The sequence below is a fragment of the Acidithiobacillus ferrooxidans ATCC 23270 genome (assembly GCF_000021485.1).
Classification (GTDB): Bacteria; Pseudomonadota; Gammaproteobacteria; order Acidithiobacillales; family Acidithiobacillaceae; genus Acidithiobacillus; species Acidithiobacillus ferrooxidans.
Map to the genome: position 1 here is coordinate 967566 of NC_011761.1, position 24308 is coordinate 991873.

Consider the following 24308-nt stretch of genomic DNA (forward strand, 5'->3'; position numbering starts at 1 on the left):
TCTCTTTACCAATGCTATTGTAAAATAGTATATTTATAATTCATGCGAAAGCGTGGAGGAAAGTGAGATGCAGAACGTAATTCCGTTTGAGTACGAAGGTCGGGACATTCGGGTGATTCCAGGGGAGAACGGCGAACCGTGGTGGGTGGCGGTGGATGTGTGTCGAGCGTTGGGGCTGGTGGACGCATCAGTTGCAATGAGAAAGCTGGACGAGGACGAAAAGACCACCCTGTGTTTAACACCGGGTCATGTCAAACAAGGACTTAGCGACAACGCTCCCGGCACTTCTCTCAACCTGGTCAATGAGCCAGGCCTCTATCGCCTGATCCTGACTAGCCGCAAGCCGGAAGCTCACGCCTTCAAACGTTGGGTCACCCACGAAGTTCTGCCCATGATTCGTAAGACCGGCAAGTACGAGACCTCGCCCGCACAACCGAAATACGCCCGGTTTGCCGATGTGGATTGGCCTGCTGTCGCGCGGATGCATGCGGCATATAAGCGTGTCGCTAAGTCTCGCAAAATTCCGGTTGCGGCGCAGGTCACCGTAGCGGATCTGGCTGTCGAATTGCTGATCGGCGTACCGCTGCGGGCGATTATCAGCGATGCCATCGCGCAATTGGGAGATCTCACAGAACCGACAACCGATGTGCGCACGAAGGCCGGACCATCGGAGCATGTGGCCATCGACTCGATCCAAGAAACAGACGTTCGCTTGTCCCCGGAAGCGACGCTGAACGTAAGCGACTTGGGCGCGCTCTTGGGCGGCTACACCGGGATCGCATTTAACCGCCTATTATATGGCTTAGGCTATCAGGTCCGCCACACGATTCGCGGAAAATCGGAATGGCATCCAACGGAGAAAGGCACCCCCTTTGCGGTCAAGATCTTTGTGCCGCGTACGGGCGGTCGTGGTGCCGACGTGCCCCAGTTGCTCTGGAAAGCAGGGATCCTGGACGCGCTGCGGGCAGAACCGGCGGTGCAGAAAAACTTCGATCCAATAAAACATTGATGACAACCGACGCCGATCTCCAGGCCACGTCTAAATACCTGGTCAGCCTGCCGCCGGAGGAGTTTGCGGCGGCGATGCTGCAGTGGATGTTTTTGCAGTTTCTCTCGAAGAAGGGGCTGCGGGAGATGACCGTGGCATTGCCGGGGGGGATTTTCACGATAGGTGAGGGCGACCCGCTGGAGCGGTTACGGGCGGCGCGGGCGGTGATCGATCGGGAAATTTCGATCTTGGAACACAATCGTCCGGTGTAAGCTCTTGCAACTTCCAAGAAACGATATAATATACTAGCAGACGCGAACCACATCGAGGGTACCCATGTTTGGAAAAGACTCCGGTGGCAAGGCCAAAAAGCCGTTGCCGCCATTGAAGAAAAGACTGATAACCGGCGGCGCGATTCTTGCGGCGGTGGCGGTGTTGATCGGCGGCAAGGTGCTGATGGGTCACCAGGAAACAGCGACGGGGGCTGGCGGCACTGATCAGGTGCATGTGCTGAAGCCTTCGGCGTTGCCGGTTCCTCGTCCTGTGCCCTCTGCGCCGAAGGGGTTGATATCTCCGCAGCCAACGCCTTTGGCACAAGGTGTGCTGCCGGGGACTACCGCAGTCGCTCCGCCCTCGATCGCCATGGCATCAACGGCCCCGGCAACTTCTGGTTCATCTGCCGAGACGCAGGAGATCGCGCAACTCATCGGATCCGCCAGTCAGGGCGCGGCCACCGTCAAACAGGTGTACATGAACGGACCACAGGGGTTTGTCGGTGTGGTGTACGAAATTGCCGGCGGTGATCGCGGTATGGCCTGGGTGAACCTCCCAGATCATCTGGTATTGATCGGAACCCTGTTGACGGCTTCCGGGCAGGATCTCAACGGGCCCTATCTCTTCGCCAAGACGGCGAAGAGTGCTGGTGCGTCCGGCGTCACCGCGTCAACACAAAGCGGCACGACCGGAAGCGTCATGGCCACCGCCTATAACGGTGGTACCGGCTTCGTGGTAGGCACGGCCGGCCCGGAAGCCACTGTGTACATTGATCCGGACAGCGGAAAGGGACACGCGCTGTATCTGGCGCTGGAGCCGCTGGTCCATGGCGGAAAAATCAGGGTGCGCTATGTGCCCATCGCGGAAAAAGGCAAAGACAGCCTGGCGGTGGCGGAAGCCATCCTGTCCGCGCCAAACCCGGCGACCGCCCTGGACAAAAACGAGCACCTGTTCAAAAAGCGCGCCAATGGAGCCAATAAGGGCGGGTTGCGCGGCATCACCCCGAACCTGCAGATGACGCAGATCGTGGACGGAAACACCGGGATGCTGGCCGCCGCCGGATATATCAGTGATCCGGTCATGGTGTATTGCGACAAGGCGGGTGACTACCAGGTGCAGCAGGGGCATCAGGCCGCCATGGATCTGGATGCGGTGATGGAAAACATCGGAGCCTGTCATTGAAGCATTTCGGCGAACTGTTCTTCTTTCTCGTCGTGGTTTTCGCGGTATGGATCTTTGTCGGATCCACTCCCGACGCGCGAATCGGGAGAGCTTGTGAGCCAGCGCAATGGATTGGACACGCGGTGGGCTCGGCGGCCATGGCCGGCGGCACCGACTATGGGCAAAGCATCAATGGCGGATCCAACGAGCTGGATTATCACTGCAAGCTGGCCATCTGGGATTATTTCTATGCCGACGAATGGGAGAAGGCGCACCCAGGGCAGCCTTTGCCGGGACAGCCGCGCGTCGTGGCGCCGGTGCCTGCGGCACAGCAACCTGCAACCACCAGCACAGAAGCAACAACCAGTTCTCAACCTGCAGCAACCGCGACGGGGCCGAATTAATGCGACAGGGATCAACGAATGAGCAAAGATCGAAAGGCGCCTTTGTGGCGATCATGGCGGCTATGGGCCTGGGTGTTCGCGCTGGGCTTCGGATGGCACACCTGGGCGACCCAATGGGTGCCGGCGTACCAGCTCCCGTGCTATCAAACCTACGTGGGCGACTTCCAGAAGGAAGCGGTCGATTGGCAGATGGGGCATCCGTTTATGTCCGGGATATATTCGGGCATGACGCTGGGTTTTTGGCCGGAGGGTTACGCGATCCCCAGGGGCTGCACCTATGTGAACGAGGGGCAGGGGATTCCGCCCTGGACTTACAGCCCGTTCGCGCGACTGGCGTTCCCCGCCTTTCATCTCTACGCCACGTTTTTCGCCATTCTGTTCGCGCGGCTATACCTGGGCTTTCTGCGCTATGCCTTGCGGCCGGGCTCACGGGATGCGCCCATTTTCCGGCTGCTGCGCCGGTGGCAAGAGTTTCGGCACCGCCGCCGGTTATCCGATTCCGCCCCGCCCCAAGACTTGGATCCGGCTGGCAGTATGCCAACCCACAAAGCGGATTGATTCAGGTGATGGGTGCGCGGGAACCCATGATCGTGCGGCGCTCTCCGCAGGAGTGGGTGCTGGAAAACAGCGTGACCGCGCCAGTGGCGCCGGTGCGACATACACCAGGGCAGATCACCATGCCGCTGCATTTGCCCGCCGTGCCGGTTTTCCATTACCAGATGGCCAGTAACCCCTGGACATGCCATCCGGCCAATCTGCCTTGCGGCAAGAGCGGGCATGCCTACTGGTCCTGCAGCAAAGATCAGGGAAAGGCCTCGGACGGGGCACTGCCAAAAGGGTGGAAATGGACGAAAACGGGGCCAGCATGCAACCCGTGAGGATACCTAATCACTTTGATGACCAGCGCCAGATCCTGTTTTGGGACATCGACACCCTGGCCGTGGTCATTATGTTTTTCATCATCGGATATGTGCTGCGCGAGTTGACCATCATGATGGTGCTGGCGTTTTTTGCGGGCCATCTGTTTTCAAAATGGAAGACCAATCAGCTCAATGGAGTTCTGATCCATCTCAGCTATCGGTTCGGATGGTGGCGCATCAACGATGTTTTCAAAAACGGCAATACGAAGGAGTGGGTCGATTGAAATTCGAACTGTTCAAAAAGGATTACGAAGGCCTGCTCCGCAACAACCGCGCGTTCCTGATCGTCATTGGCGTTCTGGCGGTAGTGGTGCTGATGCAGCAATGGGCCATCGTCACGGAAAAAACGCGCATGGTCTTGGTGCCGCCCTACATCGACAAGGCGGTGAAGATCGGCTATGCCAGCGCTGACGCCGATTATTACGAGTCCTGGGGGCTGTATGTTTCGGAACTGATGGGCAACCTCACCCCGGGCGACGCGCCGTTTGTCGAAAAGGCGATGGGCAAACTCTTTTCTTCCGTGAGTTACGAAGGGGTGAAGTCGCGGATCGCGCAAAGCGCGGCTGAAGAGGCCAACGCGGATGCCACGTTCGCTTTTGAGGCGAAGTCGGTGATCTGGCAAAGCCAGACCGGCACCGTGTTCGTGCATGGCACGCTGCGCCAAGTCAATGGCGCTGGCCGGACCATATCCGCCACCCCGTTCACCTTTTCCATGCGGGTACATATCGCCGCTGGAAGGCCTGTGCTGGACGATTTCCACTCTTATGCCGGAAGTCCGCACACCATTCAGTGGAAACTGCATCACATCGTCAAAAAGCAAGGAGGCGCCTCTTGAAGCGCAGGACCGTAGTCATCGCGTTGTGCGGGGCCCTGGGCGCCTGCGTTTCTTCTCTGGCTGACGCCAACGCCTTTGTGCAGGGCGCCCAGCCGGCGTTTCCGACCAGTCCGGTGCCCATGCCGCCCTCTCCGGCATTCAAGAGCCTGGGCACCATCCCGTCGGCCCCGACGCCAGGAGGGGTAACGCTTCCGGCCCAGGATCAGACCGCCGTCGAGGCGGAAGTGAGAAGGGCGGAGGCCGCTGCCAATCGTCCCAGTCAGCCAGCGGATGCTGGCCTGCCGCCGCAGTCCTTCGGGCGAACGCCCGCCGCCGTCCCGGTCACGGGTTATGCGGGAGCGGGCCGATTGCCAGCGCCGTTGCCGTCTGGTGGTTTTGTTCCTCCGCCGGCGGGCGCGTCTCCCCAAATGATCTCCGGGTACGCGAACAATATGGGCGGAGAGGAAGAGCCGCCGCACATGAGTATGAGCGCCGCCTTAAAGGACGGCACAATGGTGCGGCAGCAGAACATCCGGGTGCATTCCGGAAAAACGTACTCCATCATCGTCAGCGGTGTCGCTCCGAACCTGATCGAGACGCCTTTTCGCCATCCGGAGATGCTGGTGACCAACAGCAAGCTGGCGACACCTATCGTGCATGGCCAGAACCTGGTGGTTTCCACGACGCCGGCATTCCCGGTCGGCGTTTATGTGACGGGCAAGAACCCGCATGACCCGATGATTTCGCTGACCATGATCCCTAAAAAGATTCCGCCGAAGAATTACCGGCTGATCATTCCGGGATTCATTCCCTCGGTGGCGCCAACCGTCACCGGTCAGAGGTCCGGGTATGCGCAGCGCATGGTGCATTTGATGCGGGACGCGGCGTTGAAGCAGGTGCCGGAAAACTATCGGCAGTCGCATAAGCGGCTGGCGTTGCCGGGGCCCGGCGGCGCGTTCTCCTGGACTTGGGAATTTTCCTGGGTAGGCAACCGGTACCGGATTACGGCCTATTCCCTGAAAAACACCCTGGTTGGGCCAGTGAACCTGATGGAAACGAATTTCTACGCGCCTGGCGTCCTGTCCGCCAGCGTGTATCCGCATCACCATCTATATCCGGGCGAGAAAACGCAGGTTTTTGTGATCACGAAACTGACGGCGGCGCACGGCACGCTCGGGGGTGTTTCTTGAAGCCAAAAGAGCAGTTCAAGCTCTGGTGGAAAACCCAGTCGCCAGAACGCAAGCAAAAAATCAAATTCGCCGGCTTGGCTGCCGGGGTGATCGGTGCGGTAGTGATCGGCACCAACCTGTCCGGTTTCCACCATCACCAAGACGAAGAGGCAGCATTAAAAAAAGCGGAGGAGGTTTCCAGTAATAAGCTGACGGTGCCCCGCGCTCAGAACATTACGCCGCAATCCTTGCAGGCGCAGATCGCCTCGACTCAAAAACAGCTCAAGTCTCTGACCAAGATCATCGCCGAAGAAAACGGCGTGAAAAGCAGTCAGATGAAGGACCTGAAAGGGCAGATGAGCCAGGAAGTGCTCAAGGAAATTCAGGAGAATGAGAAGAAACACGCCCTGCAGTTGCAGAACCCGGCTACGCAAAAACAGATCGCGGCGCTGACGCAGGAGATCAAAACCCTGAAGGCGGAGAAGCAGCAGCCGGTGTACAATCAGGTAGCACCTGGCGTGGCCCCGGCGCCCTCCATGCCGGTCAACACCTGGTCGCCGGCGCAGCCCATTGAGATCCTGGGGGAAGGCGGGGTGGCATCATCCCCGTCTACCAATGGTATTGCGCCGCCAACGGCCCCGGCAATACCAGGGACACCTGGCGCGCACGGCGTCCCAACCGCGCCCGCCATCGCCGGACGGCGCCCGACGGTCAGCTATCACCAGCCGAAGACCCTGAAGCAGTTGGGGGGCACGGTGAAGGTCAGCAATAAAAAGACGGGCATCTATCTGCCGGCCTCCACCATCCTAACGGGCGTGCTGATCAACGGCGTTATTGCGGGTACCGGGCCGGATTCGAAGCACAATCCGCAGATCGTGGACATTCGTATCAAGAAAAAGGCCATCCTGCCCAACGGCCTGCGCATCAATCTGGAAAACTGCGAAGTGCTGGCGAGCGGATACGGAAGCATGAACGAGCGACGGGTGTTCATGCGCACCGACACGTTGAGCTGCGTGAACCGTCGCACTGGGAACGTCATTTCGGCGCCAATTCACGCGTATGTCGTGAGTAGCGGCGGGCATGGCGGTGTTCCTGGCAAGGTGATCTCCCATCAGGGTCCGGCCATGCTGAAGTCCTTCCTGTCGGGTATTTTCTCTGGGCTGGGTAATGCGATCCAACCTAATCAAGTGGATAGCTTGAGTCTGAATCCACAATCCGGATCGGCGCAAAGCTATCAGATGCCTTCCCTGGGTTATATGGGCGGCAGCGCACTGGCTGGTGGCATATCGACACCGGCGGGAGAAATCTCCAAGTTTTATCTGCATGAGGCCGAATCGGAACTGCCGACTATTGAGGTGAACCCTGGCGTATCCGTTTCCATGATCATCGAGACCGGCGTGCGGGTGCATGTGCATGGCGAAACGAAGGGCCAACTGGCGGAAGCCCAGTACCAGTCGGCGTCCAGCATCAGCAACAGCCCGCAGGGCGGGCCCGCGCTAACCCCTGGCGAGAGCATGCAGAGCCCGTACGGCATGCAGAGCCCGTACGCCGGTAATGGACAATCCAGCGCCGTGCGGGATGCCTTTCCAAATCAGACCGCTGCCGCCCGGCAATCCTACGCCATTCAACCAGGAGAACAACAGCCGTGAAGATCCGTTTTGCATTGGCCAGTGCCATCATCGCTCTCGGCGGATGCGCGACGTCGCATCCCTGTATTCATGGGAAAGGCGGGGTATGCGTAGGCCCACGGGAAACCTGGGGCATCACCCGGCATCGGGATCAGGTGAATCCCGACAAGCGCACGTTGAAGGCGCAGAATGAGGCCCGCAAATTGTTGCACACCTCACCCAGCGCGCGTGACCAGCTTCCCAACATCCACCCGCAGACCGCCCCGTCACAGCAAACGCTTGACGGTGGTAAAGCTGCTCAATATACTACAGGAAATCAGCCTTTACAGGCTCCGACCGGATATCCGAAACCGTTGCTCACGCAACCCCGGGTGCTCAGGGTCTGGGTCGCACCTTACCGTGGTCCGGAAGGCAATCTGCATTTTCCGGGCATGGTTTACTCCATTATTCAGCCACAAAGTTGGACCTTGGGACATGGTTCGTCCCATGTGCCAATCCCGGTCGCTGATTATTGAGAGTCCTCAGCTTGCACATTATTCAGGAGGTTCCCATGCAGGCAGTTGCGACGTTCCCTGGTGTATCGCTGTACAATCGTGCCGTATCTAAACTGGATCGGATGTTCTCCAGCAAACGGGCTTTGATGGCCGCTGCCCTGATGACGATGGCGTTTTTCATCGCGCTGATGGAAGCCCATGCCGGTACGGGCGGCGTATCCTTCACCACCATTGCCACGCGTGTGGAAGGATGGGCGCAAGGGCAGTTGGGTCTGGCCATCGTTGCCGGTGGTCTGATCTTCGGTGTGGCCTCGATGGTGTTCACAGGTAAGGGCACCATTCTGGCGGTGATCGTCGGCGGCGCCGTGGCGCTGTACTACGGCATCCCGGTGTTGATCAGCATCTTCGCTGCCAACGGTGGTTTGGCCATCGCTCATACCCTGATTCTCGGGGCGGCAGCGTAAGCACCAGAGCTAAGTCCACCACGGCTTGTGCCGTGGTGGACCACATCAGGCACATCCAGATTCAGGAGGTTTTCATGCAAGCAGTTGCGACGTTCCCTGGTGTATCGCTGTACAATCGTGCCGTATCCAAACTGGATCGGATGTTCTCCAGCAAGCGGGTCATCATGGCCGCTGCGCTGTTCACTGTGGCTCTGTTGGCGGCCCTGATCGAAGCCCATGCGGGCGCCGGCGGCGTGTCCTTCACCAATATTGCCAAGCGCATAGAAGGATGGGCGCAGGGGCAGTTGGGTCTGGCCATCGTTGCCGGTGGTCTGATCTTCGGTGTGGCCTCGATGGTGTTCACGGGTAAGGGCACCATTCTGGCGGTGATCGTCGGCGGCGCCGTGGCGCTGTACTACGGCATCCCGGTGCTGATCACCATTTTCGCGGCCAACGGTGGTTTGGCCATAGCTCATACCCTGATTCTCGGGGCGGCGGGGGCTTAACCCATATCCCATTCGGGATGGCAAAGGGCCACGGAATTTTTCCGTGGCTTTTTGTTTGCCTCCTGGACAATAAGCTAGTATATTTATTACTGTTAACGAAATAGGCGAGGAGAAACGATCTTGAAACTGCGTAAAACCATTCTGGCCGGATTGCTGGCCGCAGGAGTCTCGGGGGCGGCCATAGCCGGCGTGCCCAATGTCGGTAAGGATTTCCAGCCTGGAGCGGAGGCGATTGTTGCCATGAGTCATGGGCATGCCCAGATCCTCAAGGCGTTTCATACCGGGGTGGCGGACATGGATGGATATGCCGTGCAGTTGGCGCCTGGGCACGCGATGATCATGTACGCGAGCGCGGACGGCAAATACCTGTTCATGGGCGGAATGTTCAACCGGAAAGGCACGAACGAGTCCATGAAGTACGCCCATGAATACCTCCCCAGCGCGGATCTGCCGAAAGTATTCACGCCGGCGGCGATGGGCACGGCGATCCAGAAAACGGCGCATTTCCTGATTGGAAAGCCCAGCGCGCCCAAAACCGTCTGGATGGTCATGGATCCCAATTGCGTGTTCTGCCATCTGACCTATGAGCATCTGCTGCCTTACCTGAAAAAAGGCGCTGTACGGATTGAGCTGGTGCCGGTGGGCTTCCTGAAGCCCAGCAGCTTGCCCAAGGCGGCGACCATCCTGGCCTCGAAAGACCCGGCAAAGGCCTGGGCATACGACGAGACGCATTACATCATGCCGCCGACCGAAGAGGGCGGAACGGTGCCGTTGAAGCATATTCCCCAGTCCGATATCCGGACGATCCAGGCGAACAACACCTGGATGAACCAGCACGGGATTGGTGGTACACCTTATCTGATCTACCGGGGCCCCAAACACCAGTGGCATGTGGTGAACGGCATGCCGTCCGATATGTCAAGTTTTGTGGCGGGGATGGGTTAAAAACTGCGCTTTTCATTGTTTAGGCGGCTTGAAAATCAAGAGGAGTTTCATTATGTGCGGTGTGTTGATCAATATCAGTGGCAAAACCAATTCAGGCAAAACCACACTGGCGCTCACTATAGCAAAGAATGCCGCTCGCTCAGGGCTTTTGCTGACAATCTTTGACGATGCTGACCGCGTTGGAGAAACGCTAAACCCATTGGTCGAAAGGCTGCTTGAACAAGGCACGCATGTTGTGACCATTACGCATGGTGCCAGTGATCAGCCTGTTGTTTCCATTGCAGGACAGCCGGGTGATTTCTTGATGCGCGCGTTATTTGGAGATGCGTTGGCACCTGGTAATAGGGTTAAGTTTTCAGGTGAAAAGGCTGTATACACCCAGATGAACACAACATTTAGCGCAGCACTGTTGGATGCCATACAGACCGGAAAATCGTATACCAATCCGATTCTTGAACAAAAAATTCTGGAAATTCAGGAAATTGAGCGAGTTGTTTACAGCAGGATTCTGGAAGCGGCGCGGATGGGTGAAGTCAAACTGATCGTGAATACATTGCTCTCTAGCCAGGAATTGACATTACTTTTTTCAACGGGTGAGCATGCTTCCGTTAAAATCACCGATGCACAACATGCCGATATCATAGGGGACACTGATGGTCTCGGTTTGATGTCGTTGGTGAGACAACGCCTGGAGATGGCCGGTCTGAATGTCAAGACTCTGGAAAAGAAGGGATCTCTGCGGGTGTCCTGGGAGGGTTTCGAGAAAAGACAAATGAATGATCCCTATCTTGCGTTTGCGCGGGATCTCCACGAATTGCTGCTAAAGCATTCCGGTATTGTTAACCGGGATGCAGCCCGATCCGACGGTGTGCAGATTGCGGTAACGCCGGAAGTTGCCGAGATGCTATGTCATTATGATGGTGCATCCGGCTATCTTAATAATCTTCGGCGTTTTGACAGCAATCAGCGCACTTGAGGCGCAGCGTGGCGCAACGCAAGGTGGACGAGCAGAAGCGGGCGGATCCGCAGAGACGCTTGTTGGCCGGCGGTTGATCATGTTTTTGCGGTGCGGTTATTGGCTTGGGTATCCCGGGCCTTTTTTTGTTGCTTGTTTGCTAGTATATTTAACCGATCAATAAGAGGGCCTGCGCTTTGGAAGTCAACCGCTTCATCTCCACCAGCGATCACGATCAGGATGTCGTGGATTTTCTGAATGCCGTCTACGACAAAGCCGCTGAAAAAGGCTGGTCCGACCTGCATTTCGAGACACTGTTGAACGGCGATATCGAGGTGCGCGCGCGCATATTGGGGCAACTCAGCATCATCGAGACGTTGCCGAAACACATGGCGCACACCCTCGACATCAAGATGCGCTACCGCTGCGATCTGGACGTGGCGGACAATCGCCTGGAGCAGGACGGGCGCTTCATGGAGGAGTGCCATGGTCGCCGGATCGACGTGCGCTACAACCGCGTCACGACCACCAACGGTTTTTCCAAGGTCACCCGATTGCTGGACTCCGCGAATGCCGGGATACCCATTGAAGACCTGAATATGCCGCCTGCTGTAGAGCAGATGTTCCGTGCTGCGTTGGCGTTGCGGGAGGGCTTGATTCTCACCACGGGGCCCACGGGTTCCGGCAAAACGACCACTCTCTATGCCGGCCTGGGCCACTTAAACCAGCCGACACGGAAAATTATCACGGCGGAAGATCCGGTGGAGTACCGCATGGAGCGGGTGCAGCAGATCCCGGTAGGGCAGGGGACTGGGCGCACTTTTCATACGGCCTTGCGGGCCATGATGCGGCAGGACCCGGACATTATTCTAGTCGGCGAGATCCGCGATCAGGAAACGGCGGTGGCAGCGATGCGGGCCGGTATGACCGGACACCTGGTGCTTTCCACCCTGCATGCCAATAGCGCGGTGGACACCTATTTCCGGCTGGAGGATTTGGGGGTGCCCCGGCATATCCTCGCGGCATCCGTCAAAATCATCATCGCCCAGCGCATCATCAAGATCGTTTGCCCGCATTGCGCCGAAGAACATCCCGTGGAATTCCCGGAGTTTTTCACGTCCTGGGGCATGGAGCCGCCGGAAGCGGAGATGGTCGGCGCCGGGTGCGAGGCATGTTCCGGCGTTGGCTATATCAGCCGCATGGCCTTGTTCGAGTGCATCCGCATGACGAAGGAATTCCGGGACGCGCTGGGCGATCGTGAGGCCATGCAGCGGGTGGCGGATCGTCAGCCGCAATACCAGCCATTGGCGAAGACGGCGCTGGATCTGGTGCTGCAGAAGAAAACCAACTCCCGTGCGTTGGTGGAGGGATTGTCGGATGCGGAGTAAGCGATTGGTGGGCATGTTGTCGGCAGGACTGGTCCTGTTTTCAGGGCTGCTCCCGGCAGGGCTGCTCCCGGCAGGGCTGCTCCCGGCAAGGATGGCGTTCGCGGATGGTCTGCCTGGCATGGGAATAGGGTCTGCGGGATTGGCCGGGTTGCCTGGCACATCCCAGCCGGGTGCAGGCATGCCTGGATTCAAGCCCTATCAGACCGTGCATCTGGGCGCCCATCTTGACCATTCGGTTATCGAGGTGATGGCGTACGAGTGCCCTTATTGCATGCGTCTGGAAACGGCCATGCTGCGCTGGTCGGCCACGTTGCCCAGGGCCATCCGGTTTGACCAGATGCCGGCGGCGATCGGCAAACGGTGGGTACCCATGGCGCAGGGTTTTTACGCGGCGGCGGTCATCGATCCGAAGGCCATCCCTCGCTTCAACGCAGCGGCCTTTTCTCTGGTGCAAAAGCAGGGCTATGCGTTCCAGGATCCGCGCACCTATGCGCTGGCGGCGGAAGAAGCGGGCATTCCGCCCTCCCTGTACCGGGAAATGCTGGGGTACAAGGGGGTTCGCCAACTGGTGTACAACGACGAGAAGATCATGTTGAAGACCCAGATCGTCAAGACGCCGACGTTGATCATTTGCGGACGTTATCTGATCAATCCGGGCGACACCCAGGGTAATTACAGCCTGTTTTTCCAGTTGGCCAACGGGCTGGTGTCCCGTTGCGAAAGTCTCGACAAACTCAAGGAACCCTCCGAATGAGCATAGTGCGCGATCAGTTGTTCCGTGTGATCCACAGGGCGCGGCCCCGGGATTTCTTCCCGTGGTTGGCGGTGGACGAAAAGAAAAAGCTGATCTTCATGGAGCGGGGGTATGTCGGCGCGATCCTGATGTGCAATACGCTGTACGGAGCGGACGAATCCGTCGTGCAGGAGTTGTCCTCCGCACTCTCCATCGACTTCCCGGCCGGGACGATCATTCAGGCGGTCAACTGGAACGTGCCGGACTCGATGGACATTTTGGAGCGGTTCCTGGATCGCCGGCGCGGCAACTCCGATGACAAAGGCCTGTCCGACCAACAAAAAACCCTCATCAACGGTACCGCAGAGAACATTCATCGGTATTTCGAGGCGGCGCAGAACCGGAATCGGGTTTTTCAGGATTCCGGCGTTCCATTGACGAAAAATTTGGTGTTTTTCGCCATCAAGATTCCCGTCGCGGAGTTTCCCACGGACGACGAGATCGACATGGTAGATGAGAAAATTGGGTCTTTCGCCTCCACCATCAACATGATGTCCCCATACCGGGTGGATCACCATATCGCCCTGTCGCTTTGGCGACGCATGTTGCATCTGCGTCATGAGTGGGAAGAGGAGTTTGATGAAAACGCCTTGCTCCGGGACCAGATCACAGGGCCCGGGGACGCCATCGAAGATCACGAATCCTATTTGAGCGTGGATCACGGCGATGGGGAGAAAGACTATATTTCGGTACTTTCCATCAAGGAATTCTCGCGTCCGATCAATATGCTGGCCACGAACTTCCTCATGGGAGATCCGTTGGGGCGAGGAACCCAGTTGACCCTGCCGGCGGCACTGGTCTGGACCATCAATATCCCGGACCAGGTGAAAAAGCGGCGCGCCATCACCAACGAATCCACCCTGATCAACTGGCAGTCGGGGAAGCGCATGATGTCCTGGAGTCCCAAGCTACGCCTCAAAAAGGAAGGTATCGATTTTCTGATGGAGGCCATCAACACTGGGGATAATGCCCTGGAGATGGCCTTTACCGCGCTGCTTTGGGGACCGGACGCGAAAACGGTCAAGAACGCGTCGGGATCGTTCATCAGCCATGCGGCCAAAGCCGGGTTCGTGATGCTGCCCGACAAGCAGATCGCCCTGCCCATGTTCCTGAACGCCATGCCGTTGTTTCCAGATCGGGAAAGCATGGCCATGACTTTTCGGTACAAATCGGTGGGGACCACCCATGCGGTGGCCGCCTGCCCGGTAATTTCCGACTGGCAGGGCAACAATATGGAGGATAGTCGCCTAAGCCCCGCCTGTTCCGGCACCCTGCTGGTGTCCAGGCGCGGTCATCTGATGGTTTTCGATATCTTCGCCTCGAACTCCGGGCACAATTTCGTGTTGGCCGGCATGACCAGGTCCGGCAAGTCGGTGACGGCGCAGCAGTTGGTCATGGATCAGCTTTCCGTCGGCGCACAGGTCTGGGTGATCGAGGTTGGGCGTTCTTTTGAGAAACTATGCAAGCTGTTTGGCGGGGATCACATCGACTTGCGGCCGGAAATGGACGTGGGGCTCAATCCGTTTACGGTGGTCGGCGTGCTGGACGACGAGATATCCGAGTTGACGGCCATCATCGGCACGATGATTTCGCCGCGTGGCGAGCTGTCCGACGAGGACCTGTCCACGGTGGCCATGGCGATCCGGTCCGTATACGGCAAGGCCGGCCGCGAGGCGACTCCAACCGACGTGCAGGCGTATCTGGTAGCCCAGGACAACAACCCTCGCGCCATCGCCATGGGCAAGATGATGAACGAGTTTACGCTGAATGGAGCGCATGGCCGCTGGTTCAATGCGCCGATGAACGTCAGCCTGAACGGTTCCCGTTTTGTGAATCTGGAACTCATGGAGCTGCAGCGGCGGCCGCAGGTGATGCTGGTGGTGCTGATGCAAATGATGTTCGCCATCGGCAAGGAGATTTCGAGCGCAACGGACAAGCGCCGGCGCATCCTTTTTGTGGATGAGGCCAGTGTATTGCTCGAAATTCAGACCGCACTGGACTTTTTGGAAGGCTTGGCGCGGCGCGTGGCCAAGCACCAGGGGGCATTGGGGATCGGCATCCAGGCGCTCTCGGATCTCTACAAGAACGAGAAAACCCGCACGATCTCCGCACAGACCGCGCATTTTCTGGTCATGCGGCAAAATGCGGACAGCGTGGCCCAACTGGAGAACAACAAACAGTTCGTCATTGGTCCATCCGGGTTGGCGATGATGAAAACGGTGCGCAAGACCAAGGAATATGCAGAGACCTTCCTGTACTCGGAAGAATCCATGGCGATAGGCCGGCTCAAGCTGGATCCGTATCGGCGGGTGCTGTTCGCCACCGATGGACCCGAGAAGGAGGAGGTCGTCGAGGCCATGCGCAATGGGGTGGATCCAGACGCCGCGATTCGCCAGTTTCTGGCGCAACACCCGGAGTTTTCGACCGGGGAGTATTCCGGTGAGATCTTGGACAGCGAAGACGCGGAAGAAGCGGAGAAGGGGGGTAAGGAAGTGGAATATCTGGGGGACATCGCAGGCATTGCGGAAGACGTCGAAGAAACGAAAGGGGCTGCCTGATGGAAGAGACAGCAGAATCCAAAGATATCAAGCCGGAAAAGAAAAGCTTTTGGGAGCGGCACAGTTTCACGGTCATGGCCGTGGCCGGCATATTGGTGGCTGGCACGGTGTCCTTCTGGTTCAGTGGCGGTCATGGCAAGGTGCCGGCGGCACCATCCTTTACGAGATCCGCCCTACAGTCGCGCCCCAAGGGCACGGTGCTGGTGCTGAACGCCGGCGCCATCATGGCTTCCGCCGCTCGTTACGCCAATGCGCATCCCATCAACGCCGGGCAGGCTTCGCAAATCGGTAGGGTGGTTGGCGACACCATCGAGCAGGCGGCTCACGGCTACGCCCAGCGCGGGTACGTTGTGCTATCGCGGGGAATTTTGGCGGCGCCGCCATCCGCGAATATCACCGGTGCCGTGCAGAAAATCGTCATGGCGAAACTCAACGCGCTCTACGGGGGGCAAAATGGCAACGCAAGCGTCACCGCATCCGGCAAACGTTCATAAACTCAGCCGCAAGGCGAAAGTCGGCATAGGCGTTTGGGCGCTCCTGATTTTTGGGGCGTTTGCGCAAACGGTGCGATCCGATATCCCCATGCACTACGGCATTAGCATCGATCCGCAATATGAAAGCTGCCTGCCATGGTCGAACTTCCTGGTGCATTACGAGCAGCCCAAAACATTGCATGTGGGTGAGCTTGTGCTCTTCCATTATCACAAGGAAGACGTCATCACCAAAGGCGACAAGCGCATTTTGGTGGTCAAGTACGTGGCGGCGTTGCCGGGGGGTACCATTCGCATCCAAAAGGACGGATCTGTCTGGATCGATGGGAAATATTGGGGCAAGCGGTGGCTGATCCCCTGGGCCCAAATGAAGCACCTGAAGATACTGAAACCCGGCACGTATACTGTGCAAAAGGGGCACGTCCTGATGATGGGCACCACATCGGGGTCGTATGATGGCCGGTATTGGGGAACGGTGCCGGACCAGAATATCCTGGGTCGGGCCTGGGTGCTTTGATAAAAAATTTAATATACTATGTAATAGTTTTTACAGATAAGGATGGTCGTGGATACATCGCCAGTCATTTGTGCCATGGAAGGTTGGTCGCAGGGCGGCCTGGGGCTGCTTTTGACCGCGAGCGCGCTGATTTTTGCAGTGGGCCTGATGGTGTATCTGCGCTACTACATGGGCATTGTCTTCGTGCTGCTGGGCGCATTGGCGCTCTACTACGGCTGGCCAGTGTTGGAGGACATCTTCAACTTCCATCCCAACTGCGTCGTAGTCAACCAGCAATTTGCACAGGAAGAGGGATATGCGAACAACACCCTGGCGTGTCAGCGCAACCTGATCGCCACGGACAACCAGACCGGAGAAGACTGCTCTTGTAATGGGGAGTCGGCGACGCCGCAGTGCGTGACATATTATTCCGTGTGCAGTGGAAATCTGGCCAATTACGAATCGGGTGGAGATTCCTGTACTTGCGGATTCGCCAACAGCACACAAAGCCAAATACCGGTATGCGATGCGCCACCTCCCGGCGGGGTGGACCAGGACAACCTGACCAATGCCTGCACTACCAGTACCGGCGGATGGGTTGGAGGAGCTGGGTACTGTACCGATACCTCAATTCCCCATGAGGCGGTTTTTATCGCGCCTGTAGCCCTTGCTGACGATGGTCAAATCGTTGGAAACGCGTATTACACAGAACAGACCACGATAGACAATACAACGAGCTCTCCCGTCACCGTCACATGGTATGGAGAAAGTGATAATTCAGGTTGGTATTTCATCAACGGCCAGCAGGTTGGCTATAACCCCAATTGGGATGCGCTGAACACCATGACCGTGACCCTTCAGCCGGGCATTAACACGCTCGATGTTACGGTATGGAATTCCCCACAATCATCATCCGGACCTTATTACGGAGCGAATCCATCTGGCACCGCAGATGAAGTAGTAGGGAATGGTGGAACAATCTATAGCGCAACTGGGCAGGGCAACTCCTGGCAGGAAGTGGCTGGTCCACCAATAGCACCAAATCCCGCGCCACCAGCAAGCCAAACCGATTGCTATACCCAAAGCTGTAGCGCTCCTTAAATCACTGGAGAAACCATTGAAAATAGTCTGGCGTACAACACTTGCAACCACCTTACTGGCCGGATCTCTGGCCACCCATGCGATGGCGGCCAATACCGGCATCCTGGCGCGCGTGTTGGCTTCCCATCACGCAGGGAAGATCATCAGCACCTTCCCGGGGCCGGACGGCCTCACGGGGGTCGTGATGACGTACAACGGCAGCAAGGCCATCGCCTACCTGACGCCCAACGGGAAATACCTGATCAGCGGCCTGGTGCTGAACTTGGCTACTGGCATGAATGTCACGGCTGGGTATGGGGTCAAGTATATTGGCAAGGTCAACCTGGTGAAGGGTGCCGCCGCCGCCAAGATCGCCTATCAATGCGCCAATCTTTCCGGGATCGTCGTTGGTAACAAGGCGGCCGCCAATGTCATGATTGCTGTGTTCAATCCTTCTACGCCGAACGGCCGCCAAGTCATGACGGCCATGATGGGCGAGGCGGGGCAAATGGCCAAGAAGGGGACACTGAAAGTCCTGGCACTCAGAATGGTGCCGTACGGGCCCTTGGCGCCGGCCATTCTTTCCGCCGGCAACGCCGGGCGGGAACAGCGCCTGATGGCCGTGTTGAAAAACCAGTCGCCCGGGTATGTCACCGACATGGGAACCCGCTTCGCGCAACGGAATCAGGTGGTTTTAGGCAACATTCCCATGAAACCGCCTTTCCTGGTCATCCTGTTTCCACAAGCGGGGATTTCCGCCGCCATTCCTGTCCGCAACCTGATGCGGGTGGAATCGACCGTGAAGTCGGCGGAAATTCTCGCGGGACACGCTCAATGATCCCTACTCCGGTTGTCGATCAGCAGCAAGTCACCGCCATCGTCCAGCGATCCGACAGCATCATGCAGAATGCTGGAAAGCAGACTGCCCCGGCCTGGTTGCGGGTGCCCAAAAAGGCTGCCGCAGAAACGGAGATGGCCGTGCCCAAATCCGACGTGCAGGCGAACAACATCCTCCAGCGCTACGCCCAACAGTACGCGCCACAATCCGCCAGCGCCGCTCAACAATGGTTGCGCACGCGGGTCAATGGGGTGCCGGTGGTACCGCCAAATCTGCATGGCAAGGCGCTCCAGGAATACGTGGACCACACGCTGATGGCGAAAGAAGAGAATGCCGCCAAAACGCTGGTGTTCATTTCCATGGACATGCCCAAGGCGATTTTGCGCAAGTGGTTCGCGGAAGTGGCGGACAACCGGCATCTATTCGAGACCACGGTGTTCGTGTTGCGCGGTTGGCCGGATAATCCTGAAGGGTTGCCGGAAACAGTCAGCAAGATCAACCGGCTGATGCCATCCGCAAAAAAAGCGGCGAATGTCGAGATCAATCCCATACTCTTTACCGACCACAAGGTCAACATCGTGCCGGTGATCATCCATCAGCCGGGCAATGGCGCCTGGAGCGTCATCGTCGGCGATGGCGACGGCTTGCAGGGGGCGATCCGGGCGATCAACCAAGGGAAAGACAGCCCTACTAAAATCCATGGGCATACTTGGAAAGTGGCCGAGCCCAACATGATTTCCATCTTCGAACAGAAGATCAAGACATTCAACTGGAAAAAGACGGTGGAGCAGGCGAAGGAGAGAGGTTGGGAGAATATGTCCACCCGGCTGGGCGACGCCTTGCCGGATTCCCTCCACGGCAAAAGCTACACCTATAATCCCAGCATTATCGCGACCGCCACCATTCGCATGCCGAACGGCAAGGTGCTGGTGCGCAAAGGGCAGGAGATCAACCCTCTGACGGCGTTCCCGTTCCCGTGGACCCAGAGCTACATCGTGTTCAATCCGGCCCAGGCCTGGCAGGTGGCTCAGGTGCAGGCCTGGGAGAGCACGGTTCCCAACGTGGTCATCATGGCCAGCGAGCTACCGAAGACCTTGCAGGGCGAAGACCGGCTGGTGACTGCGCTGCAGCATCCGGTGTACGGCTTCTATCCGCATCTGGCGCACCGGCTCGGCATCAACCGGGTGCCGGCGCTGATCCAGCCGGATCACGATGTGTTGTCCATTACGGTTCCGAAAGAGCCGCTACCGGGAGCAAAACGGTAATGTTTGGGTGCAAGAAAAAAGAATACAAGGAGATCTGTGCTGCCCTTGATCTGACTTCCGGCGGCATTTACAAGCGTATCGATGAGAATCGGGAATTGCTGGAATTGATCGCAAAAGAACACCCGGAAGTGCTCAAAAATAGCCCGTGGATTGTCGGGTGGATCCGCGCGAACGACGAATATTTCATGGCAGCGCTGCATGGCATGGGGATGACGCTTCATCGAGATAATCCCCATTGTCCAAGACCATTTCCCGTTGTTGAAACGAGGTTAGACCATTGAAATTGCGCAATAAGATCGCTGGCATTGCCGCTGCGCTTGTCTTGACGTTTGCGGTTCCCGCTCTTGCTACAGGTGCCCAGGTGGCTACCCTGTGTCCAGACGCGGGTGTTTTCAACGAACTGATCGGCGGTGTTTGCTGGTCGGCGCTGTTCCCCTTGCGCATCGCCGGCATGACCTGGTTCGGTGGCAATTCCGGAGTGCCCAATGGCGCTTCTTCAGGGTTCATGTGTGAATGCGGCGGAAGCTGGTCACATCTGCAGCTCCCGACGGTGGGCGTGCAAATCGGATACTGGCAACCGACCATGCTGATGGAGGCCGTGAGCCATCCTTTCTGTTCGCCCGTGCTGGGTGGCGTGAGTCTGCAGCCCGATTCCACGGTCGGTTCACAATGGACGGGTTCCTGGGGCGGCAACGTCGGCACCGGAGTTTCTACCGGCAACAAGAACAGCACTTTTTTCAACGTGCATTTGTGGACCTTCCCCCTGATTACCATGATGCAGTTGGCCAACATCCCCGACTGCAATACCGGGTATAGCGGCATGAACCTCATGCTCATGAGCGAAGTGTTTCCAACCTGGAACGACGATCTGTTGTCTTTCCTGGCAAGTCCGGAAGAACTGCTTTATGACAACCCGATTGGCTTGCTGGGCGCCACTGAGGAATGCGCGCAGGAATCCCTGGGGGCACAGCCTATCGACGATGAATATTGGACAGCGGGTTGCTGGGGGCTGCTCTACCCGATGGTTGGCAGCAATCTTGGGGGTAACGACCCGATTCAGGCTTCGAATATCGATGTCGCCCGCATGATCGCCATGGGCTTTCGCCTGGGATTTCTGGAACGGACGATGGGCAACAGCACGCTTTGCGGCCCACGCCGCACGTATGTGCTGCCCAAGGCGCAATACCGCTTCCAGATTCTGTTTCCCAATGACGAGACCAATCAGGAGCCCAACGCCAGCGTCACGGCGCCCAATGTCAGCGCCCAGCCGTCGGGAGGTAGCATGCCGCCGGCGAATTATGTGACGCCTGCGGCCAGCAATCAGGGTACGTTGCCGCAGAACGGCGGCGTGAATATTCAGGCCCCGCCAACCCAGTCCGGGGAATGTACGCATTGGATGGGGCAGACCCCGTTCCAGTGGGGAGAATGGGATACGCAACCAGCTACCGGAGGAAATTATGTGTATCTGGTCTGGCAATGGACTAACTGTTGCCTGGGGCTGATCGGCAATCAGGGGCCGACGGGGTAACGCTCGCACTCATAACAGCGTTTTAATATACTTGGTATGTAATCCGGACTTGCGCGGAGTAGCTGATGGGCTTTTTCATCTGGATGGGGCACCCCAAACGCCAGCGCCGCGCCGGCGCGTTGTTCATCGCCTGGATGGCGGCGTTGGGGGTCATTTACGAGGCTACCGCAACCGCCAATGCCGGTACGTTCATCAACCAAGCGCAAAGCGGAGCGGATCTCGGCAACACTTTGCTTCTGGGCGGACAAACCGATGCCGCCGGCAATGCCGGTGGTCAGGAGATGCAAGGTTTCGCCGGCACTCAGCCAGCGGGTGTGGAGAATAACGCTTCTTCCTATTACCTGTCGGACAATGTGGGGCTGACGCCAGGGAACGCGCTCAATCAGGCCAGCGCCGCCAACACGGCGGTTTTGAGTGATCCGACTTGTCCCTCTGGTTGGCCGGGACCGCTCAATCAGTTCCAGCAGCAGGGCATGGGTGCGGTGGCCTCCACCCAGAACGCCTGCAAAGGCCCCTTGCAGGCCGCAGCGACCTCCCTGACGCAAGCTATGGCCGGAACCAGTGGAAGCACGCTGGCGGCATATCAGGGCGCTCAACAATCCATCCAGACGTTTGGGCAGGAACTTAGCCAGGTCAACAGCGCGGGCAACGCCCTGGAAACCACCTGCGCGCCGGTGATCAACGGGTACTATCAATACGCGCCAGCCTGCAACCTCTTGAGCGTGTCCGGGGTGCCTTCCTTGGGGACGCTGGCCGCCGCCTGGGCGGGGCCGCTGGGTACCGTGGCGTCCGGGTGCGCGGCGCTGCCCACGGCCATCACCAGCCCTGCGGCGGCGCAGAGCCTGGAGAACGCACTGGCGCCGCTGACCGCAGACCTGCAAGGGATCATCGGCGGCGCGACGGGAAGCGTCTACGCCAATGGCAATGGAGATGGTGCGGCCATCTTGACCGGGGGGTATGGGAGCGGCGCCGTCACGGCAGCGTCCCAGGAGTACCAGCAGATATACGGGCAATGCAGCTATGCCCAATCCTATCTGGAAAACATCTCCACCTACCCGGGCGGCATGAACGCCTATGCCAGCGACCCGATGCTCAACAACTTCCTGAGCAATCCGGCGAATCAGGGCATGATCAACCAGATGATGCCTTTTATCGAGAGCAACCCCAACGTCTTCAGCCAGTATTACCAGAACGTCGCCTGCACAAACAACAACGTCAACATTACCAATGCCGGGACATCCGCGACAGGGCCTAGCACGACCACGACCAGCGCGCCGTCGATCCAGTCCAGTCCGGTCGCCTGTACGGAACCGCTCTCGGCTTATACCAGTACCGGCTGGATCGATGCCGCTGACTGGCCTGACCCCAATGCACAATGGATCTACGGAACAGCCGGAGGATGCGGGGCCGGAGTGCCCAACGGCACGACGGATCTCATGGAGGGAGTGTATTCCAATACCACGGGCGCGCCCTTGAACGCCACGCTGTACCTGGCGGCCGACGATGAAGGTGTAGTGGACATCAACGGCACGCAGGTGGCGACCTACTCGGATGGGGGGCAAGGCGGCGATGGAGCGGCGGCCTATCCTTCGACCGGAGGTGTGGTTTCCGTGCCGATCACGCTGAGTCCGGGGCCGGACCAGATCATGTACTACATCACCAATGCTGGTGGCGGCACGGCGGCCAATCCATCATCGGGCATCCTCACCATCATCGGCACCGTGAACGGCACCAGTCAGGTGCTGATCGACACCAACAGCAATTGGGTCTATGTACCGCAAAACGCGGCGCAAGCGGGGTCAACCGTCACCGTCAACCCCGGGTCCGTGACGACCAACACCACGCCGAACACGCATGCCCAGAGCATCCTGTGCAATAGCCCGATCCAATGCATGGGCACGGAATGCCACGCCCTGTTCGGCAACCAGGACCTGCAATTCAGCCAGGCGCTCACGGCCCTGTCCGCGTTGCAACAAATGGAGCAGGGGGCCGTCTGCGCAACCGGTACGTCTATGGCGGCAGGCAATTGTCAGCCGATCATTTTTGGCGGTACTGCCGACTATTGCCGGACCTGGCCGGCCGGTGGGGTATTCACGAATAACTGCTGCGCACAAGGGTTGCAGGATGCAGGGCAATCCGGAAACTTGGCAAGTTACCTTGAGCTCGCTCACGACACATGGAAGATCGCCAATGCACCGATTGTAGATGCGCATGTCTGGGGTATGAAAGCATTCCATAGTTGGGTGGAAGGCGCCTACAGCACCATGGATCAATGGGCGGCTCAAGGCTGGGGTTATGTGGTCACAGCTTTTAGGGGCGCGGCTGATGCTGTGGCGCAAGCCTTTGGTCAGGTTGGACCATATGCGTTCCACGACTGTGGCATCCTAAGCAATTCAGTCTTTACTTCACCTCCTGCTACCAAAGGGCTGGAGACTGCAATGGAGAACGAAATAAAGGGATGGTTAGAAACTGCTGCAAAATGGGTATTGAAAAAGATTTTTGGGAAAGCAATTGAAAAGGAGGTAATGACGTTCCTTGCTTCAAAAATAGCAGAGAAAATTGGAAGTTATGCTGCAGACGCCGCGAGTATTATAGGATGGGTTTATTTGGCATACCAAGTTTTGCAAATTATTGGTAATCTCCTGACCGCATGCAAAAACGAAGAGTTTAAACTCGGACAGAAGCGCAAACTCCATGCTTGCCAGAATCTGGGGACCTATTGCACGGATAAATTTTTGGGCTTCTGTCTGGAGCACAAGGACGTGTTCTGCTGCTACGCGAGTCCGCTTTCACGGATTATTGCGGCGCAAATCAAGATCGGTCAGCCCAACGTCGCCGGGGGTTATGGCACCCCCCAGGATCCCCAGTGCGGCGGATTCACGGTGCAGCAGCTTGCGGCAGTGGACTGGTCTGAGGTTTCCTTGGCGCAATGGCAAGCATTGCTGCAGAGCGCAGGATTGATTGCGGGGGGTAATGCTCAAGGATCAGCCATCTATACGCCGGCGCAAATCGATCATCCAGGCGGTGATGTAAATATTGAGCAGGCACCGATACCGGTTGGCCATTCTGGCACGCCGGTAACACCAGTGCCAATGCCAACGATAAACCCCAATGCCAGCCCTTGACCAGCTTGGCCTGACGGGATAGTATCAACAAAGACGATACGTTAGG

26 protein-coding genes are annotated in these 24308 nt (G+C 58.0%); all 26 read left to right on the forward strand.

All coding sequences use genetic code 11. The annotated features are described in order from the left end of the window. Positions 1–67 precede the first annotated feature (67 nt). On the forward strand, positions 68–1009 hold the full coding sequence (locus tag AFE_RS15260; RefSeq protein WP_012606783.1) for a BRO-N domain-containing protein: 942 nt from the start codon (positions 68–70) through the stop codon (positions 1007–1009). Next, positions 1009–1260, forward strand: coding sequence for a hypothetical protein (locus AFE_RS05030; RefSeq protein WP_041645424.1), 252 nt, complete (start codon positions 1009–1011; stop codon positions 1258–1260). Before AFE_RS15260 ends, AFE_RS05030 begins: the two co-directional genes overlap by 1 nt. A gap of 64 nt (positions 1261–1324) precedes the next feature. Then, positions 1325–2443 carry a hypothetical protein gene (locus AFE_RS05035; protein ID WP_012606785.1) on the forward strand — a complete coding sequence of 373 codons (1119 nt, stop codon included), beginning with the start codon at positions 1325–1327 and terminating at the stop codon, positions 2441–2443. Then, on the forward strand, positions 2440–2826 hold the full coding sequence (locus AFE_RS05040) for a hypothetical protein (RefSeq protein WP_201763902.1): 387 nt from the start codon (positions 2440–2442) through the stop codon (positions 2824–2826). The genes AFE_RS05035 and AFE_RS05040 overlap by 4 nt, the downstream gene beginning before the upstream one ends. Positions 2827–2844: 18 nt before the next feature. After that, complete coding sequence (locus AFE_RS05045; protein WP_041645429.1) at positions 2845–3384, forward strand: hypothetical protein; 540 nt, start codon at positions 2845–2847, stop codon at positions 3382–3384. 8 nt (positions 3385–3392) lie between these two features. Next, positions 3393–3704 (forward strand): hypothetical protein, encoded by a 312-nt coding sequence (locus AFE_RS05050; protein ID WP_148208604.1) that lies wholly within the window; start codon positions 3393–3395, stop codon positions 3702–3704. Then, positions 3671–3970 carry a type IV conjugative transfer system protein TraL gene (gene traL, locus AFE_RS05055; protein WP_236608974.1) on the forward strand — a complete coding sequence of 100 codons (300 nt, stop codon included), beginning with the start codon at positions 3671–3673 and terminating at the stop codon, positions 3968–3970. Before AFE_RS05050 ends, traL begins: the two co-directional genes overlap by 34 nt. Further along, positions 3958–4581 (forward strand): type IV conjugative transfer system protein TraE, encoded by a 624-nt coding sequence (gene traE, locus AFE_RS05060; RefSeq protein WP_407918984.1) that lies wholly within the window; start codon positions 3958–3960, stop codon positions 4579–4581. The genes traL and traE overlap by 13 nt, the downstream gene beginning before the upstream one ends. After that, the gene (locus AFE_RS05065; RefSeq protein WP_012606790.1) at positions 4578–5750 is read left to right on the forward strand and encodes a TraK domain-containing protein; all 1173 of its coding nucleotides are present in this window, start codon (positions 4578–4580) and stop codon (positions 5748–5750) included. The genes traE and AFE_RS05065 overlap by 4 nt, the downstream gene beginning before the upstream one ends. Further along, complete coding sequence (locus AFE_RS05070; RefSeq protein WP_012606791.1) at positions 5747–7378, forward strand: TrbI/VirB10 family protein; 1632 nt, start codon at positions 5747–5749, stop codon at positions 7376–7378. The genes AFE_RS05065 and AFE_RS05070 overlap by 4 nt, the downstream gene beginning before the upstream one ends. Then, entirely contained in the window at positions 7375–7872 is a 498-nt protein-coding gene (traV, locus tag AFE_RS05075) for a type IV conjugative transfer system lipoprotein TraV (RefSeq protein WP_012606792.1), read from the forward strand. Before AFE_RS05070 ends, traV begins: the two co-directional genes overlap by 4 nt. 35 nt (positions 7873–7907) lie before the next feature. Further along, positions 7908–8315 (forward strand): hypothetical protein, encoded by a 408-nt coding sequence (locus tag AFE_RS05080; RefSeq protein ID WP_012606793.1) that lies wholly within the window; start codon positions 7908–7910, stop codon positions 8313–8315. Positions 8316–8389: 74 nt separating this feature from the next. Next, on the forward strand, positions 8390–8800 hold the full coding sequence (locus AFE_RS05085; RefSeq protein ID WP_041645435.1) for a hypothetical protein: 411 nt from the start codon (positions 8390–8392) through the stop codon (positions 8798–8800). A gap of 120 nt (positions 8801–8920) precedes the next feature. Beyond that, positions 8921–9745: a thiol:disulfide interchange protein DsbG gene (dsbG, locus tag AFE_RS05090; RefSeq protein WP_012606795.1), complete on the forward strand. Its 825-nt coding sequence runs from the start codon at positions 8921–8923 to the stop codon at positions 9743–9745. A 52-nt stretch (positions 9746–9797) separates the two neighbouring features. Then, on the forward strand, positions 9798–10721 hold the full coding sequence (locus AFE_RS05095; RefSeq protein WP_012606796.1) for a hypothetical protein: 924 nt from the start codon (positions 9798–9800) through the stop codon (positions 10719–10721). A gap of 176 nt (positions 10722–10897) precedes the next feature. After that, the gene (locus AFE_RS05100; protein WP_012606797.1) at positions 10898–12088 is read left to right on the forward strand and encodes a GspE/PulE family protein; all 1191 of its coding nucleotides are present in this window, start codon (positions 10898–10900) and stop codon (positions 12086–12088) included. After that, a complete protein-coding gene (locus tag AFE_RS05105; RefSeq protein WP_012606798.1) occupies positions 12078–12842 on the forward strand; it encodes a thioredoxin domain-containing protein in 765 nt (254 codons plus the stop codon). Before AFE_RS05100 ends, AFE_RS05105 begins: the two co-directional genes overlap by 11 nt. Then, a complete protein-coding gene (gene traC, locus AFE_RS05110; RefSeq protein WP_012606799.1) occupies positions 12839–15439 on the forward strand; it encodes a type IV secretion system protein TraC in 2601 nt (866 codons plus the stop codon). The genes AFE_RS05105 and traC overlap by 4 nt, the downstream gene beginning before the upstream one ends. Beyond that, positions 15439–15933, forward strand: coding sequence for a hypothetical protein (locus tag AFE_RS05115; RefSeq protein ID WP_012606800.1), 495 nt, complete (start codon positions 15439–15441; stop codon positions 15931–15933). Before traC ends, AFE_RS05115 begins: the two co-directional genes overlap by 1 nt. After that, positions 15893–16447, forward strand: coding sequence for a S26 family signal peptidase (locus AFE_RS05120; RefSeq protein ID WP_012606801.1), 555 nt, complete (start codon positions 15893–15895; stop codon positions 16445–16447). The genes AFE_RS05115 and AFE_RS05120 overlap by 41 nt, the downstream gene beginning before the upstream one ends. Before the next feature lie 48 nt (positions 16448–16495). After that, the gene (locus AFE_RS05125; RefSeq protein ID WP_148208605.1) at positions 16496–17527 is read left to right on the forward strand and encodes a hypothetical protein; all 1032 of its coding nucleotides are present in this window, start codon (positions 16496–16498) and stop codon (positions 17525–17527) included. Positions 17528–17543: 16 nt separating this feature from the next. Beyond that, complete coding sequence (locus AFE_RS05130) at positions 17544–18344, forward strand: hypothetical protein (protein WP_041645441.1); 801 nt, start codon at positions 17544–17546, stop codon at positions 18342–18344. Then, the gene (locus AFE_RS05135) at positions 18341–19609 is read left to right on the forward strand and encodes a TrbC family F-type conjugative pilus assembly protein (protein ID WP_012606805.1); all 1269 of its coding nucleotides are present in this window, start codon (positions 18341–18343) and stop codon (positions 19607–19609) included. Before AFE_RS05130 ends, AFE_RS05135 begins: the two co-directional genes overlap by 4 nt. Next, entirely contained in the window at positions 19609–19890 is a 282-nt protein-coding gene (locus tag AFE_RS15265) for a hypothetical protein (protein ID WP_049759419.1), read from the forward strand. The genes AFE_RS05135 and AFE_RS15265 overlap by 1 nt, the downstream gene beginning before the upstream one ends. Next, complete coding sequence (locus tag AFE_RS05145; RefSeq protein ID WP_012606806.1) at positions 19887–21137, forward strand: TraU family protein; 1251 nt, start codon at positions 19887–19889, stop codon at positions 21135–21137. The genes AFE_RS15265 and AFE_RS05145 overlap by 4 nt, the downstream gene beginning before the upstream one ends. A 65-nt stretch (positions 21138–21202) precedes the next feature. Further along, positions 21203–24262 carry a conjugal transfer protein TraN gene (gene traN / locus AFE_RS05150; RefSeq protein ID WP_012606807.1) on the forward strand — a complete coding sequence of 1020 codons (3060 nt, stop codon included), beginning with the start codon at positions 21203–21205 and terminating at the stop codon, positions 24260–24262. Positions 24263–24308 lie beyond the last annotated feature (46 nt).